This window comes from Gluconacetobacter sacchari, from assembly GCF_014174255.1.
Taxonomy (GTDB): Bacteria; Pseudomonadota; Alphaproteobacteria; order Acetobacterales; family Acetobacteraceae; genus Gluconacetobacter; species Gluconacetobacter sacchari.
Genome location: NZ_JABEQJ010000010.1, coordinates 30,623 through 49,446, shown reverse-complemented (window position 1 = coordinate 49,446; position 18,824 = coordinate 30,623). Strand labels below are relative to the sequence as shown.

Sequence of the window (18,824 nt, the reverse complement as noted above, 5' to 3'; positions counted from 1 at the left end):
GCGATGGATCGACCGTTTGCCCTGACGCCCGACCAGGCCCGCGAATGCGTGCGGCGCCATCGCGGCCGGGTTCTTGGCGTGGCGTTTACCCTGCTGGGGGTGGCGGCCGTGTTCTACGGCCTGGCATTGGTCCGCATGTGACGGGCCGCCTGTCCGGGATGGCGGACGGCGATCGTCAGGGGCTGGTTTTTTCGGCGGTTCTGGCTTTCAGATAGAGGAATGCCAGCGCCGCCTCGTCGCTGGCGAACGGGCCGCGCGCGTGGATGGCCCGGCCGAGCAGCGCGTGCAGCGCCTCGATGGCGCGTCTGGCGGACAGGAGCCGCCGGCCCCAGGCGCTCTCGGCCGCGGAGGCCGCTTTTTCGCCCGGGGCTTCATGGTCGTTCAGCGCCGCGATGTCCGGCGGATGGTGCGGCAGGTGGTCGAGCGAGGGATGGATCGCCGCCTGCGGAAAGGCCACGCGGACGGCATCGGCCAGGCCGTCGGGTCCATCGGTCACGGCCATCAGGATATCTTCCACGCCCCGGCGCTTCAGGGACTCCATGATATGGCGGCCCGGCCCGGTGGCGCCCTCATGCCGCCCGATCCACAGGCCGAGAAGATCGAGCGTGCCGTCGAGATGCATGGCCAGCGCGAGATGCGCCGTCCTGTCGCGGATGACGCTGTCGTCGCGGACTCCGACCCGCAGCGTGGTGAAGACGATCACGGGATAAAGCGCGTCCAGGCGGCGGCGGTGCCAGGGGGCGAGCGCGTCGCGCGGGGTGGGTGCCGTCCGGCCGGGCCGTTCCGCCTCCGTCGCGTCCTCATCATCGGTTTCGGGTGTGTGATCCGGCATTTCGCGGCGGCCCGGGGGTGGCGCGTACATCGCGGCCATCCGCTCATCGACGCCGGGAAGGGATTGCGTGGATGGGGCGAGCGATGCGGGGGGCGGGATGTTCGCCGGATCGGGGTGTGCATCCGTTGCCGTCTGGTCGGAGGGGATCGGCGGCGGGTTGCCGGTGTGGTCGGTCGATATGCGTTCTCCGATGCGCGCGGCGGCCCGGCTGTCGACCGGTGCCGAGAACAGGGTGCGTTGGTAGGCGCGTTCCCAGTTGGCCGGAGGCGGGACGTTCTCGCCTCCGCCGAGCGGGGGCGTGGAGGCGAAGGCGGTATCGGTTGCCGGCGGGAGATGTGCCGCCGGCAGGGGCGGGGTGGCGGGAGCCGGGGCGGTTTCGGGGCCGGGAGCGGGCATGCCCGGCAATGGGAGGCCGGGCAGCAGCGCCCCGGGCGGCGCCGCAGGGTCGCTTTCCGCTTCGGCTGAAAGGATGGCCAGGGCGATCAGGGCATCCGCCGACAGGGTGACGGTGTCGCCGTCATCGGGTGCCGGCGCTTGGTCGGAACCGCCGCCGGAGGGCGACGCGCCGCTTTCGGTGCCCGCAAAGGCGGGAGGGGCCGGGTCAGGCTGTACGGGGTCGATCCTGATCATCGGGCTGTTCCCTCGAAGGGTGGGGCGTGACCAGGCTCCGTTTCATGGATTAGAGAATCGTTAACGCATGCCGGCCTGCTGCCCGGGCATGGGATCGGCGGCGTGGCGTATCCGATAGCGTCGATAGAGGATGGTCCACAGGACCAGGCCGCCCATCGTCGCGTAGCCGAGGACCGGGCCGACCATGAGATAGGTGCCGATCGGCAGGCTGAAGATGAGGCCGACCGAGACGGCGACGTTCGCCAGCAGGCCGAAGCCCCATGCCAGCGTCATGACCATGACCGTATGCCGTACGGGCGGCTCGTCGCGGCGTGCGTCGAAATCGGCCAGGGTCTGGTCGGCCAGGGTCTGGATGGATGTGCGGGCCATGGTGGCCCGGGCCAGCGGGTAGATCAGCGGCTTGCCGATCGCGGCCGAGAACAGGAAGGCCAGGCCGATCAGGCATGTCGCCATCTGCTCGCGCAGTTCCAGCAGCCGTGCCGAGCCGCCGCCGACGAAGGCGAGCAGGGAGAGGGCGATGCCGGCCAGGGCGATGACGGACAGCGCGTCGATCCGTCGCCGGAAAAGGAAGGTACCGACGCCCCACACCGCCGGGAGCAGGGAGGAGGCCAGCAGCGCGTCGACGTCGCCCCAGCCCGCATGCATCCGGTCGTAGACCAGCACGGGGGCGGCGCCATTCACCGCCAGGTCGAGCGCGAGGAAGGCGAGGCGGGGGGCGTGGTGCTGCCTGCTCATTGTGCCATGTCCTTGGCGACCCAGTTGCCGTGGAAGCCGGGCGGCACGCGGTGGGGCAGGTGGATGGCGGCGACCGGGGGCTCCTGGAACCGGCGGGCATCGAGGATGACGAGGTCGGTCGTCTCGCTCGCCATGTCGATGACGAAGCCGATCAGCCAGCCATGGCCCTCGGGACTGTCCGCGGTTTCGGGCACGAAGACGAATTCGCCCGGGTGGCGGCTGGGGCCGAAATCGTGGATCTGCCGTTCGCCCGTCGTCAGGTCGTGCGCATAGAGCGCCGTCGCGCCGAGGAAGCGATCGGCCGGATTGGCGGGCAGCGCCAGGCTCCAGACATGGCGGCAGGGCTGGCCGAAGAAGCGTTCGTCCGGGCGGGGAAATTCCTGGGGCGCGGGGTCGAGCGTGCGGATGGCGACCGTGTGGCGCGCGGGGTCGATGGTCCAGCGTTCCAGCCCGCGCGACCGGGCGTCCGGCCCCTGCGCGCCGTCGCCGAACATCGTGTCGTAGACGCAGAGATCGAGAATCACCCGGCCGTCCTGCGTGTCGTGGGCGTTGGCGACGTGGAAGGCGTAGCCCGGTGCCACGGGGCACCAGATGATGTCCTCCTGCCGGCCGTGGCGCGGCATCAGGCCGACCCGCGCCGGGTGCGCCGGGTTCCAGCGATAGGGGAAGCCGTGGCCCGCGACCAGGGTCCGCATGGAAAAGGTGACGGGCAGGTCCAGGATGATCACGAAACGGTCGGTGAGCGCGCAATCGTGGATCATCGGGCCGTGCTTCACCGCGATCGGCTCCTCGCGGATCACGCGGCCGGTTGCATCGGCCACCACATGCCGGATCGTCCCCGGATCGCGGCCTTCATAACAGATGGCGTGCTGTTCGCCCGTCTTCGGGTCGCGGTGGGGGTGGGCGCTGAAGGAGCCGTGCAGCGTGCCGTCGAAGGAATTGTAGCGCTGGTCGTCGAGTGTCTCGCCGAGTTCGACCGGATAGCTGCCAGCCTCGACCAGCGCGAAGGTGCGGCCGCCGATCTCGACGACATTGGTATTCACCGTATCGAATTCGTGGCGCGGGCCTGGCGCCGGGGCGACGCCGCGGGCTTCGGCGACGGCGTTCGAGCGGATCCAGCGGTTGCGGTACCACAAGGCGCGGCCGTCGGCGATCGCGAGCCCGTGGACCATGCCGTCGCCGGTGAACCAGTGATAGGAGGCCGGATCGGCCGCCACCGGATTGGGGCCGATGCGCAGATAGCGCCCGTCGAGCCCGGCCGGGATCGTGCCCGTGACCGGAAGTTCGGTCAGCGTCCGTTCCTCGGTCATCGGGGTGTGCATGCCGGTCAGGAACGGGTTGCCGTTCGCGGGCGCGGGCAGGTGCTTGCGGTTGAAGGCGGCCAGGGTCTCAAGGCCCTTGGCCATCGTTTCGCGGATCGTAGTCTCGATGGGGCTTCCCATGACGGTCTCCTATGTTTACGCTGTTAAGATGAATGAGAATGATAACAGTGTCAACTTAAAGAAGCGGTCCTATCATCACGGTGATCTGCGTGCGGCGCTGATTGCCGAGGGGCTGCGGCTTCTGGCGGAGCGGGATGTGGACGCGCTGTCGCTGCGCGAGGTGGCGCGCGGGGTCGGGGTCAGCGCGACGTCGGTCTACCGCCATTTTCCCGACAAGGACGCGTTGCTGGCCGCCGTGGCGCAGGAAGGGCTGGCGCGGCTGGGAGCGGCGCAGCGTGAGGCGGAGGCGGCGGCCGGCGGGGGGGACGCGGGGTTCGCGGCGACGGGCCGGGCCTATGTGCGCTTCGCGCTGGCCAATCCGGCCCTGTTCCGGCTGATCTTCGCGTCGCCCGTCCTGGCCCCGGCGAAGGCGGCGGGGACGTTGGTGTCCGACGCCGCGGACCTGCTCCAGGCGCATGCCGCGGCGGTGGCGGCCAAGGATGGCGGTGAGGCCGTCATGCGCGCGATCGAAGCCTGGGCGCTGGTGCATGGTCTGGCCATGCTGATGCTGGATGGCCAGATCCCGGCGGACGAGACGATTATCGAGACGGTGATCGGGTAGGGCCGGTCGCCGCCTTGGGGGCCGACCGGAGCGTTCCCGGGTGGCCGCTCATGGATTGCCGCCGCGCTTGCGGCGGAGGCGGATCGCGATCAGGGCGGCGAGGCCCGCGAGGATGATGGCGAAGACCAGCTTGATGGGGAGGCCGGCGCCGCCGCGTTGTGCCTGTGGTTGTGGCTGTGCCGGGGTGGTCGGCTGTGTGGCGGGCGGCTGGGACGGCATGCTGGCCGTGGCGGCCGTCGGTGGCGGCGGGGCAGGCGTTGCCGGGGGTGTGGCGGCCTGTGGCGGCGGGATGAGCATCGCCGCGTCGTCGTCGGACAGGAAGCCGTCGGTATCCGGGCGGTGGGATGCCCGTTGCCAGGCGGTGATCGCGGCCCGCGTGGCGTCGCCATAGACGCCGTCCACCACCGTATCGGCCGGCAGGAGGCCGAGGTCGACCAGTTTTTTCTGGAGCGCGATATGGCGGTCGAGCGGGCGTTGGCTTTCCATAAGGGCGGCGCCGGAGAGGCGGAGGCGATATTGGGCCGCCAGGCGATCCATGGCGTCGTCGTAACAGGTGGCGCCGTTGGGTGGGATGGTCTGCGGCCCTTCACCCGGGATGGGCAGGCCGCAGGACCGGTTGGCCGTGTTCTCGTCGAGGACGACCTGCTGCCTGAGATCTTTCCAGCCATCCTGACCGACCTGATGGCGCAGCGCGTAATAGACCTGATCGAACATCAGTTCATGCCGCGCGGCCTCGCTGTCCCGGCACAGCATGGTGGCCACGCCGTTGTCGGCCGGCGGCGGGTCGCAGGGGAAATCGGGGTGGTACGGGCCGGGCGGCGCGGAACCGGCGCCTGGGGCGGGCCGGTCGGACAGGAGGGCGCGGGCCTGGGCGGCGGAGATGTAGTCGTTGCGGGCCAGGAAGGTCGCCAGCCCCTGCGGGAAGGGAAGCGGAATGCGATCGGCCTTGGAGCAGTCGCGGCCGTTCGCGGTTTCCTCGGCCGATTTCAGGCTGCATGGCGAGACGCCGAACCCGCTCCTGGTGGTGTTCTGCGCACGCGGCAGCATATGGGCCCAGGCGGCGGAAAGCTGGCCGAGGCGGGCCCGGGTGGCGACATAATAGGCCAGGTAGCCGTTGGGCTCCGACCGGCCGGATGCCTCCCATTGCCGGGTCTGCCGTGCCAGATCCTCGACCAGATAGGGCCGGTATGCCGGATCGTCGCTGGCATCGACGAGTGCGCCGTCGTGATAGCGATAGAGGATCACGGGGGTATAGGACCCGGCGTGCGAGGCGAACGTGTACAGAAAGGCCTGATCGTAGGTCACGATGGCGGGGGCGGGGGCGCCCGGCACCGCGACGATGGCGGGCGGGCCGCCGCCATCCTGCATGCCGAGGTCGGCATGGACCCATTGGCCGTCGGGGCGCCGGCCGAAGATGGAGGTCACCTCGCAGCAATGGGCGCCGCCGGTATAGGCCGAAACCATGATCTGCGGCACGGCGGACGCGGCATCCAGCCTCTGGATGCTCACGCGCAGATCCATGAAGCCGGCATCCTGCCCGTAGGGGGCCAGCGGAAAGGTGGCCGAGCGGGCTTGGCCCGCGGCCCTGATGGACAGGGTGGCGATGCGGCAGGTGGCGGGCGGATTGGGATCGGCCGGCTGCCATGTCATGGCGGCGCCGCATCGGGTCGATGCCTTGAGCGTGACGGAGGCTGCCAGCCCGCCGGCGGCGAGATCGAGCCGGGCGCGGTCGCCGAGGCCGGCTTCCGCCAATGGCGGCACGATGGTCGATGCCGCCTGCGCCGGCCCCCGGGCGGCGGCCAGCAGGATCAGGGCGAGCAGGCTGGAGACGGCAAGTCGGCGCCCGGTCGGGGCAGCGTGAAGACATGTCTGCGACATCGCGTTGCTCTTTCCGGTTGATGGTTCCGGCGACGTTCCGCGCGGAAACGTCATTTCGGCTTTCGGGGCACGCGCTTGCGCGCGGGTTTGTCACGGGGTTGCCGGGGAGCCGGTTGCGGGGGCGGCGCCATGAGGTTCATGAGAAGGGCCATGATGTCATCGTCGCCCGCGACGGAGGTGGCGCGGCTTGCTTCCAGCGTCTGGTCCACGATCGCGGCCATGATGGGGATGCGCTGGAGCGGGGTGTCGTGGCTGACGGCATGCGCGGTCACCGCGAAGGAGCGTGCCTGCGGATCGCCCTGGTCCTTCAGCAGCAGCGCCGTCCGGGCGATGATGGAGGCCCAGAAATCCCGGCGTGTCTCAAGCCATGTCCACGTGGCTCGCGCTCGGGCCGTGCTGGTGGCCTTGACCCCGTCGAAGATGTCGTCATCGTCCTCGAACCAGTTGGTGACCATGGGGTAGCGCGCGGGCCAGTCCGCGCTTGCGGCTATGAGCGTTTCCCGCTCGTCCGGATCGAGGGAGGCAAGGGCGTCCTGCGGATCGTATGCGCTCACGATGGCCTGGGCGGAGGCGTCCTGCGTCGGGCGGAGAGTCGTCAGGGCGCAGGCTTCGGCGACGTCGGCCAGGCCGGGCGCCGGATAGACGGCATTTTTACGCCCGTCCGCCAGGGCGATGCTCAGGGCGGTCTGGACGTAATCCAGCGAGACGTCGCCTGGGCCGCCCAGGGTCGTCACCTGTTGCAGGAGGCCGCGCTGCTCCGCCGCGTTAGCGCAGGGGACGATATAGGCGTCCTTGACGCCGAAGCGCTGCTTGAGCAGGACCATGGCGATGGCCCTGGAGCGGCCTTTCTGAAGCGCGATCGCGAGACTCTGCGCGCCCGAGCCGTCGATGGGGCTGGAGTGGCAGCCGATGATCCGGTGCGACGGCGCGATGTGCGTGTCCTGGGAGATGCCGGACCGGATGGCGCTCCTGATCAGGGCGTCCACCCGCCGCCGCACCGGATCGTCGACGATCCAGCTTCTCAGGACCGCCAGGCGGCCGAGAGCCCGTGGGCTGAGCCTGCCGGCGGCCAGGCGGTCGGCCAGGCCTTCGAGGGCGGCGCTGCGGACCTGTTCGGACGTATCGAGAAGCCAGGCGCAGGCCAGTTGTTCGAAGCGTGGGTCGGGATTCGCGGCGGCCACCCTGCACAGCATGGATCTGGCGTCGGGGGGGATGCCGGGCAGGATTTCGGCGAATGTCTGATGCAGGATCGAGGGATCGTCGCCGATATCGCCCAGGAGGCTTGCGGACAGCGCGGCGAACGCGGCTTCGGGACTGGTGTCCTCGCGCGCCGAATGCGGGGATGTCTGGTGCGGGGTGGGTTGCTCGCCGGGCTCCAGGCCCGCCGGGACGGGCAGGCCGGCCCTGACATAGCACCGGGCGATCGCGATGGTTCCTGCCATCGTGACCGCGCCTTTCCGAGACAGGTCCGCCAGGTGGCGCGAGACGGCATCGAGGCAGCGCTGGCCGAAACGCTGGCCGCCTTCCTGCGCCATGCGGGCCTGGTCGAGCGTCATCGTCAGGAGCGTGCATAGCGCCTCGTCCGGATCGGTGCCGGCCGGGATGGAGGCGATTTCCTGCGCGAGGGCCTGGACATTGCGCGGGTCTGCGGCAAGCGCGTGGGCGGCTTGCGTCTGCATGTCATGAAACAGACGGTCGGCGGCAGGGGGCCGGTGAGACGTGCGTGGCCGACCGGGTTTCTTGCTGGCCATGCTGTTCCTTCGGAGGTGGGGAGGACGGGATGCCCTCCAGGTGTCAGTGCGTCTGCTGGATCGCCGAGAGCAGCCAGGCGCCGCCGCGCGTCGGGCGCATGAAGGTCCAGAGTTCGGTGATGGTGACGCGTTCGGTCGAACTGCCGTCGATGACGCGGCCGGTCATGTCGGTGGTGATATCCACCATCGAATAGCGTATCGCGACCGTGGCGTAGTCGAGCCCGTTCTCGCTCCATGCCTCGGACAGGTCGCCATGTTCGAAACGCACGTCGGAGACGACGTTGCGCGCGCCGCGGCTGGCGAGGTCGGACAGTTGGGCGTTGAAATAGCCCACCATTTCCGGTGTCGCCATGTGCTGGAGGGCCGGCAGGTTCTGCTGGCTCCAGGCCGCCTGGATATCGAGCAGCAGGCGCTGGAAAGCGCGATAGTCGTCGGGGGTGATCGTCACCTGGGCCGCCGCCGGACCGGGCCCGTAGCCGGGGCCGGAGGCGACCGCGGCCCGCTGCCGGGCGCCGCCGCCGAATCGGCGGACCAGCCAGCCGACCAGCAGGCCGAGGAGCAGGAGCTGGATCAGCAGGCCGAGGAAGCTGCCGCCACCGGTCAGGCCACCGGCGATGCCGTGGCCGAACAGCACGCCGAACAGGCCGGCGCCCAGCATGCCGCCCAGGAAGCCGCTGGCGAAGGGGTGCGGCCGCGCGGCATAGGGCGAGCCGTACGGCGCGCCGAAGGGCGAACGCGGATAGGAGGATGGCCCGTTCATGTAGCCGCCCGAGGAGGGCGGGGTGATCGAGCGCTGCATCGGCGAGGCGCCGTACGGGGCGGTCTGGGTGGGGGCGGGCGCACTGTAGGTGCGCGAGCCCCGGCTGCCGATGGAGCCGCCGCCGCCGGGCCGGGCGTCGGCGCCGTGCGCCAGGAGGGGGGACAAAGCGAGGGCCGCGCCCAGCAGAAGGATGCCGAAACGGCGGGTCTTGTGGACGGGCTGATGGAGGTTGGTCATTGCTCTCTGCATATCCTGTCGCGCGGGACGGCGTTCAAGACCCCGCGACCATCATATCGTCGATGCGGATGGTCGGGGCGTTGATGCCACGGCGGAAGACCAGGTCGTCCGCCAGGATCAGACGGGCGAACATGTCGTTGAGGTTGCCGGCGATGGTCAGTTCGGCGACCGGCTCGGCGAGCGTGCCGCCCCGGATCATGAAGCCGGAGGCCCCCCGGCTGTAATCGCCGGTCAGGCCGTTGATGGCCGAGCCCATCAGTTCGGTGACGTAGATGCCTTCCGGGATGTCGGCCATCAGTTCCGTCGGGGTGAGGGTGCCGGGGCGGGCATACAGGCTGCCCAGCGAGGGGCCGCCGCCACGGCTGGCCCGGCCGTTGCCCGGCAGGCCCAGTTGGCGGGCGCTGCGGGAATCCAGCGCCCAGTTGGCCAGCACGCCGTCGCGCACCACGACCAGTTCGTCGCAGCGCACGCCCTCGCCGTCGAACGGGTGGGCGGACAGGCCGCGGATCCGGGTCGGGTCGTCGAGGATATCGACGCCCTGCGGCAGGATGCGCTGGCCCATCTTCTCCTTGAGGAAGGACGTGCCGCGGGCGATGGCCGCGCCGTTGACCGCTCCGGCCAGGTGGGCGAGCAGGCTCGCGGACACGCGCGGGTCGTAGACCACCGGCAGGTTGCCGGTGCGCGGGCGGGTGGGGTTGAGGCGGGCCACCGCCTTTTCGCCGGCGCTGCGCCCGATCGCGGCCGGGTCGGCCAGGTCGGAGAGATGCACGGTCGCATCGTAATCGTAATCGCGTTGCATGCCGGTGCCCAGGCCGGCCAGCACGCTGACGGAGACGGAATGGCTGCTGCGGGCGTAGCGGCCGGAGAAGCCGGCCGAGGTCATCAGCACGATATCGGCCAGGCCGAAGCTGGCCGAGCCGCCGCTGCTGTTGGTCACGCCCGTCACCGCCAGCGCCGCGTCCTCGGCCGCGCGGGCGCGGTCCATCAGCGCCGCCGTGTCGGGGCGGGCCGGGTCCAGCAGGTCGAGCCCGGCGGCGTCGACGAAACCCTGTTCGGCCTGGGGCGACAGGCCGGCATGAGGGTCCTCGGGCAGGACGCGGGCCATCGCCAGCGCCTGGTCGACCAGCGCGTCGAAGCGCGCCGGGTCGAGGCTGGTCGCCGAGACGGTCGCCGATCGGCGGCCGAGGAAGACGCGCAGGCCGAGATCGCAGGTTTCCGACCGTTCCAGATCCTCGGTCTTGCCGTTGCGGATCTGTACGCCGTGCGCCGTGCGGGCCGCGTAGGCGGCGTCCACCGCGTCGGCGCCGGCGGCGCGGGCCTTGGCGACCAGGGTGCCGATCAGGTCGAGCGGGTCGGTGCTCATGCCGCCAGGGCCTCGGCGATCGCGCCCAGGGTGGGGATGTTATGGACCGGCCCCAGCGAGGCGAGGGTGGGCGTGCCGCGGAACAGGCGGGCGGCGACGCGACGGACATCGTCGATCGTCACCCTGTTGACCTGGCTCACGGTTTCGGCCGTGGGGACCAGGCGGCCAAAGACCTGGAGCTGGCGGGCCAACTGCTCGCACCGGCTGCCGGTGCTTTCCAGCGACATCAGGAGCGAGGATTTGAGCTGCGCCCGCGCGCGGTCCAGTTCCTCCTGCCCGACCTGATGCTGGACCTTGCGCAGTTCCTCCAGCGTTACGGGCACCAGCTCGCTGGCCTGGTCGGCGCCGGTGCCGGCATAGATGCCGAACAGGCCGCCGTCGCGGAACGGCGCGTTGAAGGAATAGACCGAATAGACGAGCCCGCGCTTTTCACGGATTTCCTGGAACAGGCGCGACGACATGCCGCCGCCCAGCAGGGTGGAGAGCAGCAGGACCGGGTAGTAGTCGGGATCGCCATAGCCGACCGAGGGGAAGCCCAGCACGACATGGGCTTGGTCGAGATCCTTCTCGCGCCGGAATTCGCCGCCCATGTAGCGGGAGTCGACGCTGGCCGGGCTGCCCAGCGTCGGCAGGTCGCGGAAATGGCGCTCGGCGAGGGAAACCACTTCCGCATGGTGCAGGTTGCCGGCCGCCGCGACCACGGTGTTCGCCGTCGTGTAGTGGCCGCGCATGTAGCGCATCAGCGTGTCGCGGCTCATGTCGCGGATCAGCGGCTCGGTGCCCAGGGTGGGGCGGCCCATCGGCTGTTCGGGGAAGGCGGTTTCCTGGAAATGGTCGAAGATGATGTCGTCGGGCGTGTCGTTGGCCTGCCCGATTTCCTGCAGGATCACGCCGCGCTCGCGCTCGACCTCGTCGGGGGCGAAGCTGCTGTGGGTCAGGATGTCGCCGATGATGTCGGCGCCCAGGGCGAGGTCTTCCTTCAGCAGCTTGACGTAATAGGCGGTGTGTTCGCGCGCCGTGTAGGCGTTGATGTGGCCGCCCACATTCTCGATTTCCTCGGCGATGCCGGCGGCGCTGCGGCGTTCCGTGCCCTTGAAGGCCATATGTTCGAGGAAATGCGACACGCCGTTTTCCTCGGCATGCTCGTGGCAGGTGCCGGCGGCGACGTAGGCGCCGAACGACACGGTTTCCACCCGGTCCATGCGTTCGGTGACCACGGTCAGGCCGGAGGGAAGGTGGGTTACGTTGATCTGGTCGGTCATCAGGATCCTGCGTGACGGTCCGGCCGGCGGGGCCGGACGTCCGGAGAAAGGGTCAGGTGGGAAATCAGCTATTTTTCAGCGCCGCCGCCCGCACGCGGTCTTCCACCGCGTTCAACTGGTTGGGCACCACGTCATAACGTTCCGGCCGGTCGAACAGATCCGCCAGGCGGGGCGGCAGGGCGGGGCGGATGCCGACCGCCTGTTCCATCGCGTCGGGGAATTTGGCCGGGTGGGCGGTCGCCATCGCCACCATCGGGATGCCGGGCTCGCGGAACATCCGGCCGGCGGCGATGCCGATGGCGCTGTGCGGGTCGGCCAGATACCGGCTGGCCCGATACAGGGTGCGGATTTCGGCCTTCGTGTCGTCGTCGTCAAGGGCGAGGGCGTGAAACAGGCCGGAAGCCTGCCGCCAGACCGGGTCGGGGACGGCCATGCGGCCGGTGCGGCGGAAATCGGTGACGATCCGCGCGCAGGCCTCGGCATCGCGGTTGAGCAGTTCGAACAGCAGACGCTCGAAATTCGAGGAGACCTGGATATCCATCGACGGCGACAGGCTGGGCACCACCTCGCGCGCGCTCATGTCGTTGTCGCGCAGGAAGCGGGTCAGGATGTCGTTGCGGTTGGAGCCCACGCAGAGCGCGCGCACGGGCAGGCCCATGCGGCGGGCGGCCCATGCGGCGAGGATATTGCCGAAATTGCCGGTCGGCACGGCGAACGAGACCTCGCGGTCCGGGGCTCCGAGCGACAGGGCGGCATGGACGTAATAGGGGATCTGGGCCGCGATGCGGGCCCAGTTGATCGAATTGACCGCCGAGAGGCTCATTTCCTGCCGGAAGGGGGCGTCGGCGAACATCGCCTTGACCAGGTCCTGGCAGTCGTCGAACGTGCCCTGGACCGCGAGGTTGGTGACGTTGGGTTCCCGCACCGTGGTCATCTGCCGGCGTTGCACGTCGGATGTCCTGCCCTCGGGGTGCAGGATGACGATCCGCACGCGCTCGCGGCCCCGGCAGGCCTCGATCGCCGCCGAGCCGGTATCGCCCGAGGTGGCGCCGACGATGGCGACGCGGGCGTCGCGCTCGGCCAGCACATGGTCGAACAGGCGGCCCAGCAACTGCATCGCCATGTCCTTGAAGGCGAGCGTGGGGCCGTGGAACAGTTCCTGGACGAACAGCCCGTCCTCGACCTGGACCAGCGGCACGATGGCGGCGTGGTCGAAGCCGGCATAGGATTCCCGGCACAGGCGCAGCAGCACGTCCGGCGCGATGCAGCCGGCGGTGAACGGAGCGATGATCCGCGCCGCCAGGTCGGGATAGGGCAGGCCGCGCAGGGCCCGCCAGTCTTCGGCGGTGAGGACCGGCCAGCTTTCCGGCAGGTAAAGCCCGCCATCCTCGGCGAGACCGGCCATGAGAACCGAGGAGAAATCGCGGACGGGGGCCTGTCCCCGGGTCGAAACGTAGCGCATGGGACCTTCATACCGCCAAGCGGGCCCAGCGCGAAGGGGGGGGCGTCAGCGTACGGGGGCGGGAAGGGCGGCGGTGTCGATGCGGTAGATCGTGAGCGGCCACTGCACGGCCATCTGCCCGTGGTTGAAGCGCGGCGTGCGGTCGAGCTGTGCGGTGGGGATGTAGAGCTGTCCGGCGGCCGTGATGGCGGGCGCGGCCGGCCAGCGCAGGCGGGGATCGACGACGATGCGCTGGTAGACGCGCCCGGCGGTGAAGCGGAAGATGCTGCCGGTCGAGACATCGTCGAAATACAGCGTGCCGTCGCGGGCGACCGTCATGCCGCCCAGCGGTGGTGTCTTGTACCAGAGCGTCGTGCTGTCATCGAGTTCGAAACTGGTGATGGTGGGATCGGTCAGCAGGTCGGTACCGATCCGGTAGAGGGGGCCGCAGGGGGGCTGGTAGTACAGCCACTGGCCGTCGGGGCTGATTTCGATTTCGGTCGCGTTGACGATCGCGGCGCGGTCGCTGCCGTCCCGCACCACGTGGCCGCCCGCGATGATCGGGTGTTGGGCGGTCAGCGAGGGGTGGTGGTCCATCAGGCGCCGCTGGGGGCCGTGATCGAGGTCCAGCACGATCAGGCCCGGCACGCCGGAATCGAGGATGAAGGCGTGGCCCCTGCCGACGCGGACGCCCGCGACGTGGCTGCCGGGGCGCAGGACGGCCGGGTCGATCGGCCAGGTGCGGGTGACGGTGGCGGAGCGGGTGTCGATTTGCACCAGTTTGGGGGGCGCGACCGGGTGGTCGGCGGCATCGAGGCCGCTATCCAGCACCCAGAGCGTGCCGTCATCGGCCAGTTGGAGGCTTTCGGCCGAGACCAGGCGGTGTTCGGGCGCGGTGGCGGGGTCGGTCCAGGCGGCGTTGGGGAAGGGGCGGGTTGCGCCGCCGGTGTCGCGGAGCGTCAGGGTGGGGCCGGGCGCGCCGGTCCAGGCCGGGCTGTCCAGGATCATGCGGCCGTCGGGCAGGACCGCCAGGGCGGTCCAGACCTGGCTGGTCGATTCCGCGACCGCGACCATGGGGGCCGAGGGATCGAGCGGTGGCGCGGGCTTGGCGGCCATGGCCGGCGGCGTGGCGGGGAGGATCGACAGGGCCAGCGCGGCCGGGATCACGCGGAGCGGGAAGGAGCGGGTGCGGAACATCGGCGCCATGTCGCCACGATCGGCCTCCGATGGCAACCGGCCGGGCGCGTATGGCCGCCATGGTGCCAATGGCGCCCCGTCCGGGTTTCCTCGTCGTATCAGGAGCCGTCGTTCATCAAAAGTGCATCGAGCAGGGGATGCCGTGACGTGGCGAACGGATTGACCACCGTGACGCCGCCCCAGGTGAACCCCTCCTGCAAATCCTCGGACAGCAGCAGCCCACATCCTGCATGCGATGCCACCGAGAGGACGACCGAATCCCCTATCCCCAGCCGGTGATCCGTTGCGAGGTCGGCCGCCGTCAGCATGGCTTCCGGCGAGGTTTCCACCAGCGTGCCCGCTCGCGGGCGACGCAGGCCTTGCAAGGTTTTGGGGTCCTCAAACATCGCCGAACGATCGTGGTGTCGCGCACTTCGTCAGAGGAAGGCGTTGATATTGGTGAGTTCCGCCGACAGATGCCAAAGCCGTTCGGCTTCGCCCTGGTCGGTCGCGTACGCCTTGACCCCGACGAACGGGGCGGCGGCGCATTCGGCGCGGACCGCTACGTCGCAATCCTCGCAGTAGAGGCCGCCCGATGCGTCGAGTTGCGGCGAGGTCGCTGCCCACACCTGCGTTGCCGCCCCCTGGGCCGGGGTCTTGAAGGTCGGGTCGGCCGGCGCTCCGGTCTGGTCGAGCCAGCCTTGCGCCACCATTTCGCCTTGAGTCAGGTGGCGCTGCAAAGGCGTGAAAATCTTGCCCGGATGCAGGGAGAACGCCCGGACACCATGGTCGCGCGCGAGCCGATCGAGATGGACGGCGAACAGCGCGTTGGCGGTCTTGGACTGCCCGTAGGCGAGCCATTTGTCGTAGCCCGCCTCACATTGCACATCGTGCCAGCGGATGCCTGACAGGTGGTGGCCGGCCGAGGAGACGGCGACGACACGGGCGCCGCCGGCGAGCAGCGGCCACAGCAGATTCGTTAGGGCGAAATGCCCGAGATGATTGGTCGCGAATTGCGCTTCCCAGCCTGGGCCGACCCGCTGCGCGGGGCATGCCATGATGCCGGCATTATTGACGAGCATGTCGATATGCCGATGCGAAGCCAGGGCGCGCATGGCGAAGGACCGCACGCTGGCGAGGTCGGACAAATCGAGCGCCGCGATTTCCACACCCGGTATGTCCCGCGTCGCGATCTTCGCGATATCGGGTTCGCGGGCCGCGACGAGCACCCGGGCGCCCGCCGCTGCGAGTGCCCTCGTCGTCTCCAGGCCCAGGCCGGAGTGACCGCCGGTGACAATCGCGCGCTTGCCCGTCAGGTCCATCCCGGACAGCATGTCTGCTGCGGTCGAACGGGCGCCGAAGCCGGAGCCGAGGGGGTGTTGGTCGTCGCTCATGATTATTCTCCGAAAAGGGCAGGGCGGCATGCCAGGCGGTATGCCAGGGCTGCCGGGAGAGAATCGATGATGGCGACGGAACGATCCATGGGGCATGGTTCGGTATTCTGTTGCGTCAGTTCGGATTGCGCCGCCAAGGACCCGTTGTCGGATGTTCTTGCCCTGCTGAGGCCCCGAAGCGCGATCAGTGTGGGCCTCGATGCGGGGGGAGAGTGGGCAATCCGGTTTCCCGCCTATGAGGGCATAAAATTCAACACTGTCCTGCGGGGGGCGTGCTGGGTCCGGGTCGAAGGGGAAACCGATCTGGTGCGGATCGAGGCCGGCGATTGCTTTCTGCTGACCCGGGGACGTCCCTTTCTTTTCGCGACCGACCCCATTCTTCCGGCGATCCATTCGGCGACGATCTATGACGCGGCGAGGGATGGCGTCGCGACCTGCAATGGCGGGGGAGATTTCCTTCTGATCGGCGGGCGCTTTTTCTTTGAAGGCGATCATGCCGGTTTGCTGTGCGGTGCCCTTCCGCCGATTGTTCATGTCCGCGATGCCTCGAACCAGGCGGCGGTGCTGCGGTGGTCGCTGGAACAGTTGGCGACGGAGATGCGGGACGGATCGGTCGGCAGCGCCCTGATGGCCGACCATCTGGCGCAGATCATGCTGCTTCAGGTCCTGCGGCTCTGGCTCGCTTCGGAAAACAGGGGGGCTGGTGGCTGGCTGGGCGCGCTCGCCGATCCACGGCTGGCTCGTGCCATCGGGGCGATGCATGCCGATCCCGCGCGAAAATGGACCCTCGCGGCGCTTGCCGGCATGGCAGGGATGTCGCGAACAGTCTTCGCGGTGCGTTTTCGCGCGGTCGTCGGGCAGACTCCGCTGGACTATCTCGTGGGCTGGCGCATGCGGCTTGCCGCCGACCGGCTGCGTCGTACCGGCGGACGCGTTGCCGATATCGGCTATTCGGTGGGCTATGAATCGGAAGCCGCCTTCAGCGCGGCGTTTCGGCGTGTCCTGGGCCTTACGCCGATGCAGCATCGGCGTGCGGCAGCGGGGGGTCGAGGCGGGCGAAGCCCTGCTGCCGCTGATAGGGGAAACGGGGATAGGGCATGGTGACGGCGCTTGCGGCGTCCAGCTTCGCGACCTGTTCGGGGGTGAGTTTCCACCCTGCCGCGCCCAGGTTCTGCCGAAGCTGTTCCGCGTTGCGCGCGCCGACGATGACCGATGAGACGGTCGGACGGTGCAGCAGCCAGTTGAGGGCCACCTGCGGAACCGTTTTGCCGGTCTCGCCGGCGACGTCGTCCAGCGCGTCGACGACGCGGAAAAGATGGTCGTCATCGACCGGTGGCCCGAAGCGTGCCGTCTCGTGCAGTCGGCTTTCCGGCGGCAGGGGCGCGCCGCGACGGATTTTTCCCGTCAGGCGCCCCCAGCCCAGCGGGCTCCAGACGAGCGCGCCCAGGCCCTGGTCGAGACCCAGCGGCATCAGGTCCCATTCATAGTCCCGGCCAAGCAGCGAGTAATAGACCTGATTGGCCACATAGCGCGGCCATCCGTACCGATCCGCGACGGCCAGCGTCTTCATGATCTGCCAGCCGCTGAAATTGGAGACGCCGATATAGCGCAGCTTGCCGGCGCGCACGAGCGTGTCGAGCGTATACAGAACTTCCTCGACGGGCGTGCCGGCGTCGAACGCGTGGAGTTGGAACACGTCGATATAATCCGTGCCGAGCCGGCGCAGGGCATCGTCGACCGCGCGGATCAGGCGAAAGCGCGAGGAGCCCGCGTCGTTGGGGCCGTCGCCCATGGGAAGGGTCGCCTTGGTGGAAATGAGCGCGGCGTGGCGGCGCCCCTTGAGCGCCGCGCCCAGGATCTGCTCGGACGCGCCGTCGGAATAGACGTCGGCCGTGTCGAACAGATTGACGCCGGCATCGAGGCAAAGATCGATCAGGCGGCGTGCTTCCGTCACATCCGTGCTGCCCCACGCGCCGAAGAGCGGGCCCTTGCCGCCGAATGTTCCCGCCCCGAAAGCGAGGACCGGAACCTTGAGCCCGGATTTGCCGAGAGACCTGTAATCCATGGTGGTTTCCCTTTTCGATACGTTACCGTCTGCCGATATTCATGTTCAGAAGCGCCACCAGGATGGCCGTGGCGGGAAATATGGCCGCGGCCAGTGGCACGACGGACAGCGCGACGCCGTGTGCGATCACCGTGCCGCCCGCCCAGGCGCCGATGGCATTGCCCAGGTTGAACGCCGCGATGTTGACGCTGGAGGCGAGGCTCTGACCGGCTCCTGCCGCCTTTGACAGCACCCATATCTGGAGCGGCGCGACCGTGGCGAACCCCGCCGCGCCGAGAAGGCCGGTGAGCAGGATGGCGGACGGTCTTGCGTGGAAGCCGGGCGTCATCAGGGCCAGGACGAGACCCAGCGCCGCCAGCGTGCCGACGATGGTGGCCGGGAGGTTGCGATCGGCGAGCCGGCCGCCGATCAGGTTGCCGGCCACCAGCCCGCCGCCGAACACCAGCAGGATGGGTGAGACGGCGCTTTCGGGAAAGCCGCCGACATGTGTCAGCAGCGGCGCGATATAGGTGAAGACGGCGAACACGGCGATATAGGTGAAGACGGCGAACACGCCCGCATAGCCAAGGACCGTGGTGGGAAGGCAGAGCAGGACCGCCGGGCGCAGAATGACCCGCATGTCGGCGCGCCACTCGGCATGCTCGGACGGGCGCGCGTCCCGCGGGACCAGGATGGCGATGACGACCAGCGCCATGACGCCGACCGCCGTCACGGACCAGAAGGTGGCCCGCCAGCCGAATTGCTGGCCGATCCATGTGCCGAGGGGGACGCCGAGGACGTTGGCTGCCGTGAGGCCGGTGAACATGACGGCGATCGCGGATGCTTTCCGTTCCGCCGGAACGAGCCCGGTCGCGACAACCGACCCGACGCCGAAGAACGTGCCATGGGCGAGCGCCGTCAGAATGCGGGCCGCCATGAGGGCGCCGTAGGAGGGGGCGAGCGCGCATGCGAGATTGCCGGCCGTGAAGACCGCCATCAATGCGACCAGGACCCGCTTGCGAGGCCATCGGCCGGTCAGCACCGTCAGGATCGGCGCGCCGAGGACCACGCCAAGGGCGTATCCCGAAATCAGCAGCCCCGCCGTGGCGATCGTCACGCCGAGGTCGGCGCCGACGTGCAGCAGCAGGCCCATGATGACGAACTCGGAGACGCCGATACCGAAGGCCCCGGCTGTGAGGGCATAAAGAGGCAAGGGCATGGCTGGTCCCGCATTGTCGCGATCGTCGTGACGAGACGATAGCGGGCGACAGGTGCTGT

The 18,824-nt window shown here is 69.4% G+C and carries 17 protein-coding genes; 3 read left to right on the top strand and 14 right to left on the bottom strand.

What is annotated here, in order from left to right:
- The first annotated feature begins 3 nt into the window (after positions 1-3).
- A complete protein-coding gene (locus HLH48_RS09325; protein WP_182997238.1) occupies positions 4-141 on the top strand; it encodes a hypothetical protein in 138 nt (45 codons plus the stop codon).
- 34 nt (positions 142-175) lie between these two features.
- Here the strand turns inward: HLH48_RS09325 and HLH48_RS09320 are convergent, their stop codons facing one another.
- From HLH48_RS09320 to HLH48_RS09310, 3 genes are read right to left on the bottom strand one after another with little or no spacing between them, the layout of a single operon-like run.
- The gene (locus HLH48_RS09320) at positions 176-1,462 is read right to left on the bottom strand and encodes a transposase (protein WP_182997237.1); all 1,287 of its coding nucleotides are present in this window, start codon (positions 1,460-1,462) and stop codon (positions 176-178) included.
- A gap of 60 nt (positions 1,463-1,522) precedes the next feature.
- Positions 1,523-2,197 (bottom strand): VC0807 family protein, encoded by a 675-nt coding sequence (locus HLH48_RS09315; protein ID WP_182997236.1) that lies wholly within the window; start codon positions 2,195-2,197, stop codon positions 1,523-1,525.
- A complete protein-coding gene (locus tag HLH48_RS09310; RefSeq protein ID WP_182997235.1) occupies positions 2,194-3,639 on the bottom strand; it encodes an 8'-apo-carotenoid 13,14-cleaving dioxygenase in 1,446 nt (481 codons plus the stop codon). The genes HLH48_RS09315 and HLH48_RS09310 overlap by 4 nt, the downstream gene beginning before the upstream one ends.
- Positions 3,640-3,667: 28 nt before the next feature.
- On the opposite strand from HLH48_RS09310, the gene HLH48_RS09305 reads away from it, so the two are divergent.
- Positions 3,668-4,240 (top strand): TetR/AcrR family transcriptional regulator, encoded by a 573-nt coding sequence (locus tag HLH48_RS09305; protein ID WP_182997234.1) that lies wholly within the window; start codon positions 3,668-3,670, stop codon positions 4,238-4,240.
- A gap of 48 nt (positions 4,241-4,288) precedes the next feature.
- Here HLH48_RS09305 and HLH48_RS09300 read toward each other — a convergent pair whose 3' ends face one another.
- From HLH48_RS09300 to HLH48_RS09260, 9 genes are all read right to left on the bottom strand, one after another.
- Positions 4,289-6,118 (bottom strand): peptidoglycan-binding domain-containing protein, encoded by a 1,830-nt coding sequence (locus tag HLH48_RS09300; protein WP_182997233.1) that lies wholly within the window; start codon positions 6,116-6,118, stop codon positions 4,289-4,291.
- A gap of 50 nt (positions 6,119-6,168) precedes the next feature.
- On the bottom strand, positions 6,169-7,797 hold the full coding sequence (locus tag HLH48_RS09295) for a hypothetical protein (protein ID WP_182997232.1): 1,629 nt from the start codon (positions 7,795-7,797) through the stop codon (positions 6,169-6,171).
- Positions 7,798-7,912: 115 nt separating this feature from the next.
- Positions 7,913-8,866 (bottom strand): Tim44 domain-containing protein, encoded by a 954-nt coding sequence (locus tag HLH48_RS09290; protein WP_246387190.1) that lies wholly within the window; start codon positions 8,864-8,866, stop codon positions 7,913-7,915.
- 34 nt (positions 8,867-8,900) lie between these two features.
- On the bottom strand, positions 8,901-10,229 hold the full coding sequence (locus tag HLH48_RS09285; RefSeq protein ID WP_182997230.1) for a TldD/PmbA family protein: 1,329 nt from the start codon (positions 10,227-10,229) through the stop codon (positions 8,901-8,903).
- Positions 10,226-11,491, bottom strand: a complete 1,266-nt coding sequence (locus HLH48_RS09280) for a M16 family metallopeptidase (RefSeq protein ID WP_182997229.1) — start codon at positions 11,489-11,491, stop codon at positions 10,226-10,228. Before HLH48_RS09280 ends, HLH48_RS09285 begins: the two co-directional genes overlap by 4 nt.
- A 64-nt stretch (positions 11,492-11,555) precedes the next feature.
- Positions 11,556-12,953, bottom strand: a complete 1,398-nt coding sequence (gene thrC / locus HLH48_RS09275) for a threonine synthase (protein WP_182997228.1) — start codon at positions 12,951-12,953, stop codon at positions 11,556-11,558.
- A 45-nt stretch (positions 12,954-12,998) separates the two neighbouring features.
- Positions 12,999-14,138, bottom strand: a complete 1,140-nt coding sequence (locus tag HLH48_RS09270) for a major royal jelly family protein (protein ID WP_246387189.1) — start codon at positions 14,136-14,138, stop codon at positions 12,999-13,001.
- Between the two features lie 89 nt (positions 14,139-14,227).
- Complete coding sequence (locus tag HLH48_RS09265) at positions 14,228-14,515, bottom strand: PIN domain-containing protein (RefSeq protein ID WP_220795059.1); 288 nt, start codon at positions 14,513-14,515, stop codon at positions 14,228-14,230.
- A 30-nt stretch (positions 14,516-14,545) separates the two neighbouring features.
- Positions 14,546-15,502, bottom strand: coding sequence for an SDR family NAD(P)-dependent oxidoreductase (locus HLH48_RS09260; protein WP_182997227.1), 957 nt, complete (start codon positions 15,500-15,502; stop codon positions 14,546-14,548).
- 66 nt (positions 15,503-15,568) lie between these two features.
- Here HLH48_RS09260 and HLH48_RS09255 point away from each other — a divergent pair, with 66 nt between their 5' ends.
- The gene (locus tag HLH48_RS09255; RefSeq protein WP_246387188.1) at positions 15,569-16,606 is read left to right on the top strand and encodes an AraC family transcriptional regulator; all 1,038 of its coding nucleotides are present in this window, start codon (positions 15,569-15,571) and stop codon (positions 16,604-16,606) included.
- Here HLH48_RS09255 and HLH48_RS09250 read toward each other — a convergent pair.
- Both HLH48_RS09250 and HLH48_RS09245 read right to left on the bottom strand, forming a co-directional pair.
- Positions 16,512-17,567: an aldo/keto reductase gene (locus tag HLH48_RS09250; protein ID WP_182997226.1), complete on the bottom strand. Its 1,056-nt coding sequence runs from the start codon at positions 17,565-17,567 to the stop codon at positions 16,512-16,514. The genes HLH48_RS09255 and HLH48_RS09250 overlap by 95 nt on opposite strands.
- Positions 17,568-17,589: 22 nt before the next feature.
- On the bottom strand, positions 17,590-18,765 hold the full coding sequence (locus tag HLH48_RS09245) for an MFS transporter (protein WP_182997225.1): 1,176 nt from the start codon (positions 18,763-18,765) through the stop codon (positions 17,590-17,592).
- Positions 18,766-18,824 lie beyond the last annotated feature (59 nt).

Coding starts and splice junctions, on each gene's coding strand:
- HLH48_RS09255 (WP_246387188.1), top strand. CDS start 15,569: ATGATGGCGACGGAACGATCCATGGGGCATGGTTCGGTATTCTGTTGC.
- HLH48_RS09305 (WP_182997234.1), top strand. CDS start 3,668: ATGAATGAGAATGATAACAGTGTCAACTTAAAGAAGCGGTCCTATCAT.
- HLH48_RS09320 (WP_182997237.1), bottom strand. CDS start 1,462: ATGATCAGGATCGACCCCGTACAGCCTGACCCGGCCCCTCCCGCCTTT.
- HLH48_RS09250 (WP_182997226.1), bottom strand. CDS start 17,567: ATGGATTACAGGTCTCTCGGCAAATCCGGGCTCAAGGTTCCGGTCCTC.
- HLH48_RS09290 (WP_246387190.1), bottom strand. CDS start 8,866: ATGACCAACCTCCATCAGCCCGTCCACAAGACCCGCCGTTTCGGCATC.
- HLH48_RS09260 (WP_182997227.1), bottom strand. CDS start 15,502: ATGAGCGACGACCAACACCCCCTCGGCTCCGGCTTCGGCGCCCGTTCG.
- HLH48_RS09325 (WP_182997238.1), top strand. CDS start 4: ATGGATCGACCGTTTGCCCTGACGCCCGACCAGGCCCGCGAATGCGTG.
- HLH48_RS09310 (WP_182997235.1), bottom strand. CDS start 3,639: ATGGGAAGCCCCATCGAGACTACGATCCGCGAAACGATGGCCAAGGGC.
- HLH48_RS09270 (WP_246387189.1), bottom strand. CDS start 14,138: ATGGCGCCGATGTTCCGCACCCGCTCCTTCCCGCTCCGCGTGATCCCG.
- HLH48_RS09280 (WP_182997229.1), bottom strand. CDS start 11,491: ATGACCGACCAGATCAACGTAACCCACCTTCCCTCCGGCCTGACCGTG.
- thrC (WP_182997228.1), bottom strand. CDS start 12,953: ATGCGCTACGTTTCGACCCGGGGACAGGCCCCCGTCCGCGATTTCTCC.
- HLH48_RS09265 (WP_220795059.1), bottom strand. CDS start 14,515: ATGTTTGAGGACCCCAAAACCTTGCAAGGCCTGCGTCGCCCGCGAGCG.
- HLH48_RS09300 (WP_182997233.1), bottom strand. CDS start 6,118: ATGTCGCAGACATGTCTTCACGCTGCCCCGACCGGGCGCCGACTTGCC.
- HLH48_RS09315 (WP_182997236.1), bottom strand. CDS start 2,197: ATGAGCAGGCAGCACCACGCCCCCCGCCTCGCCTTCCTCGCGCTCGAC.
- HLH48_RS09295 (WP_182997232.1), bottom strand. CDS start 7,797: ATGCAGACGCAAGCCGCCCACGCGCTTGCCGCAGACCCGCGCAATGTC.
- HLH48_RS09245 (WP_182997225.1), bottom strand. CDS start 18,765: ATGCCCTTGCCTCTTTATGCCCTCACAGCCGGGGCCTTCGGTATCGGC.
- HLH48_RS09285 (WP_182997230.1), bottom strand. CDS start 10,229: ATGAGCACCGACCCGCTCGACCTGATCGGCACCCTGGTCGCCAAGGCC.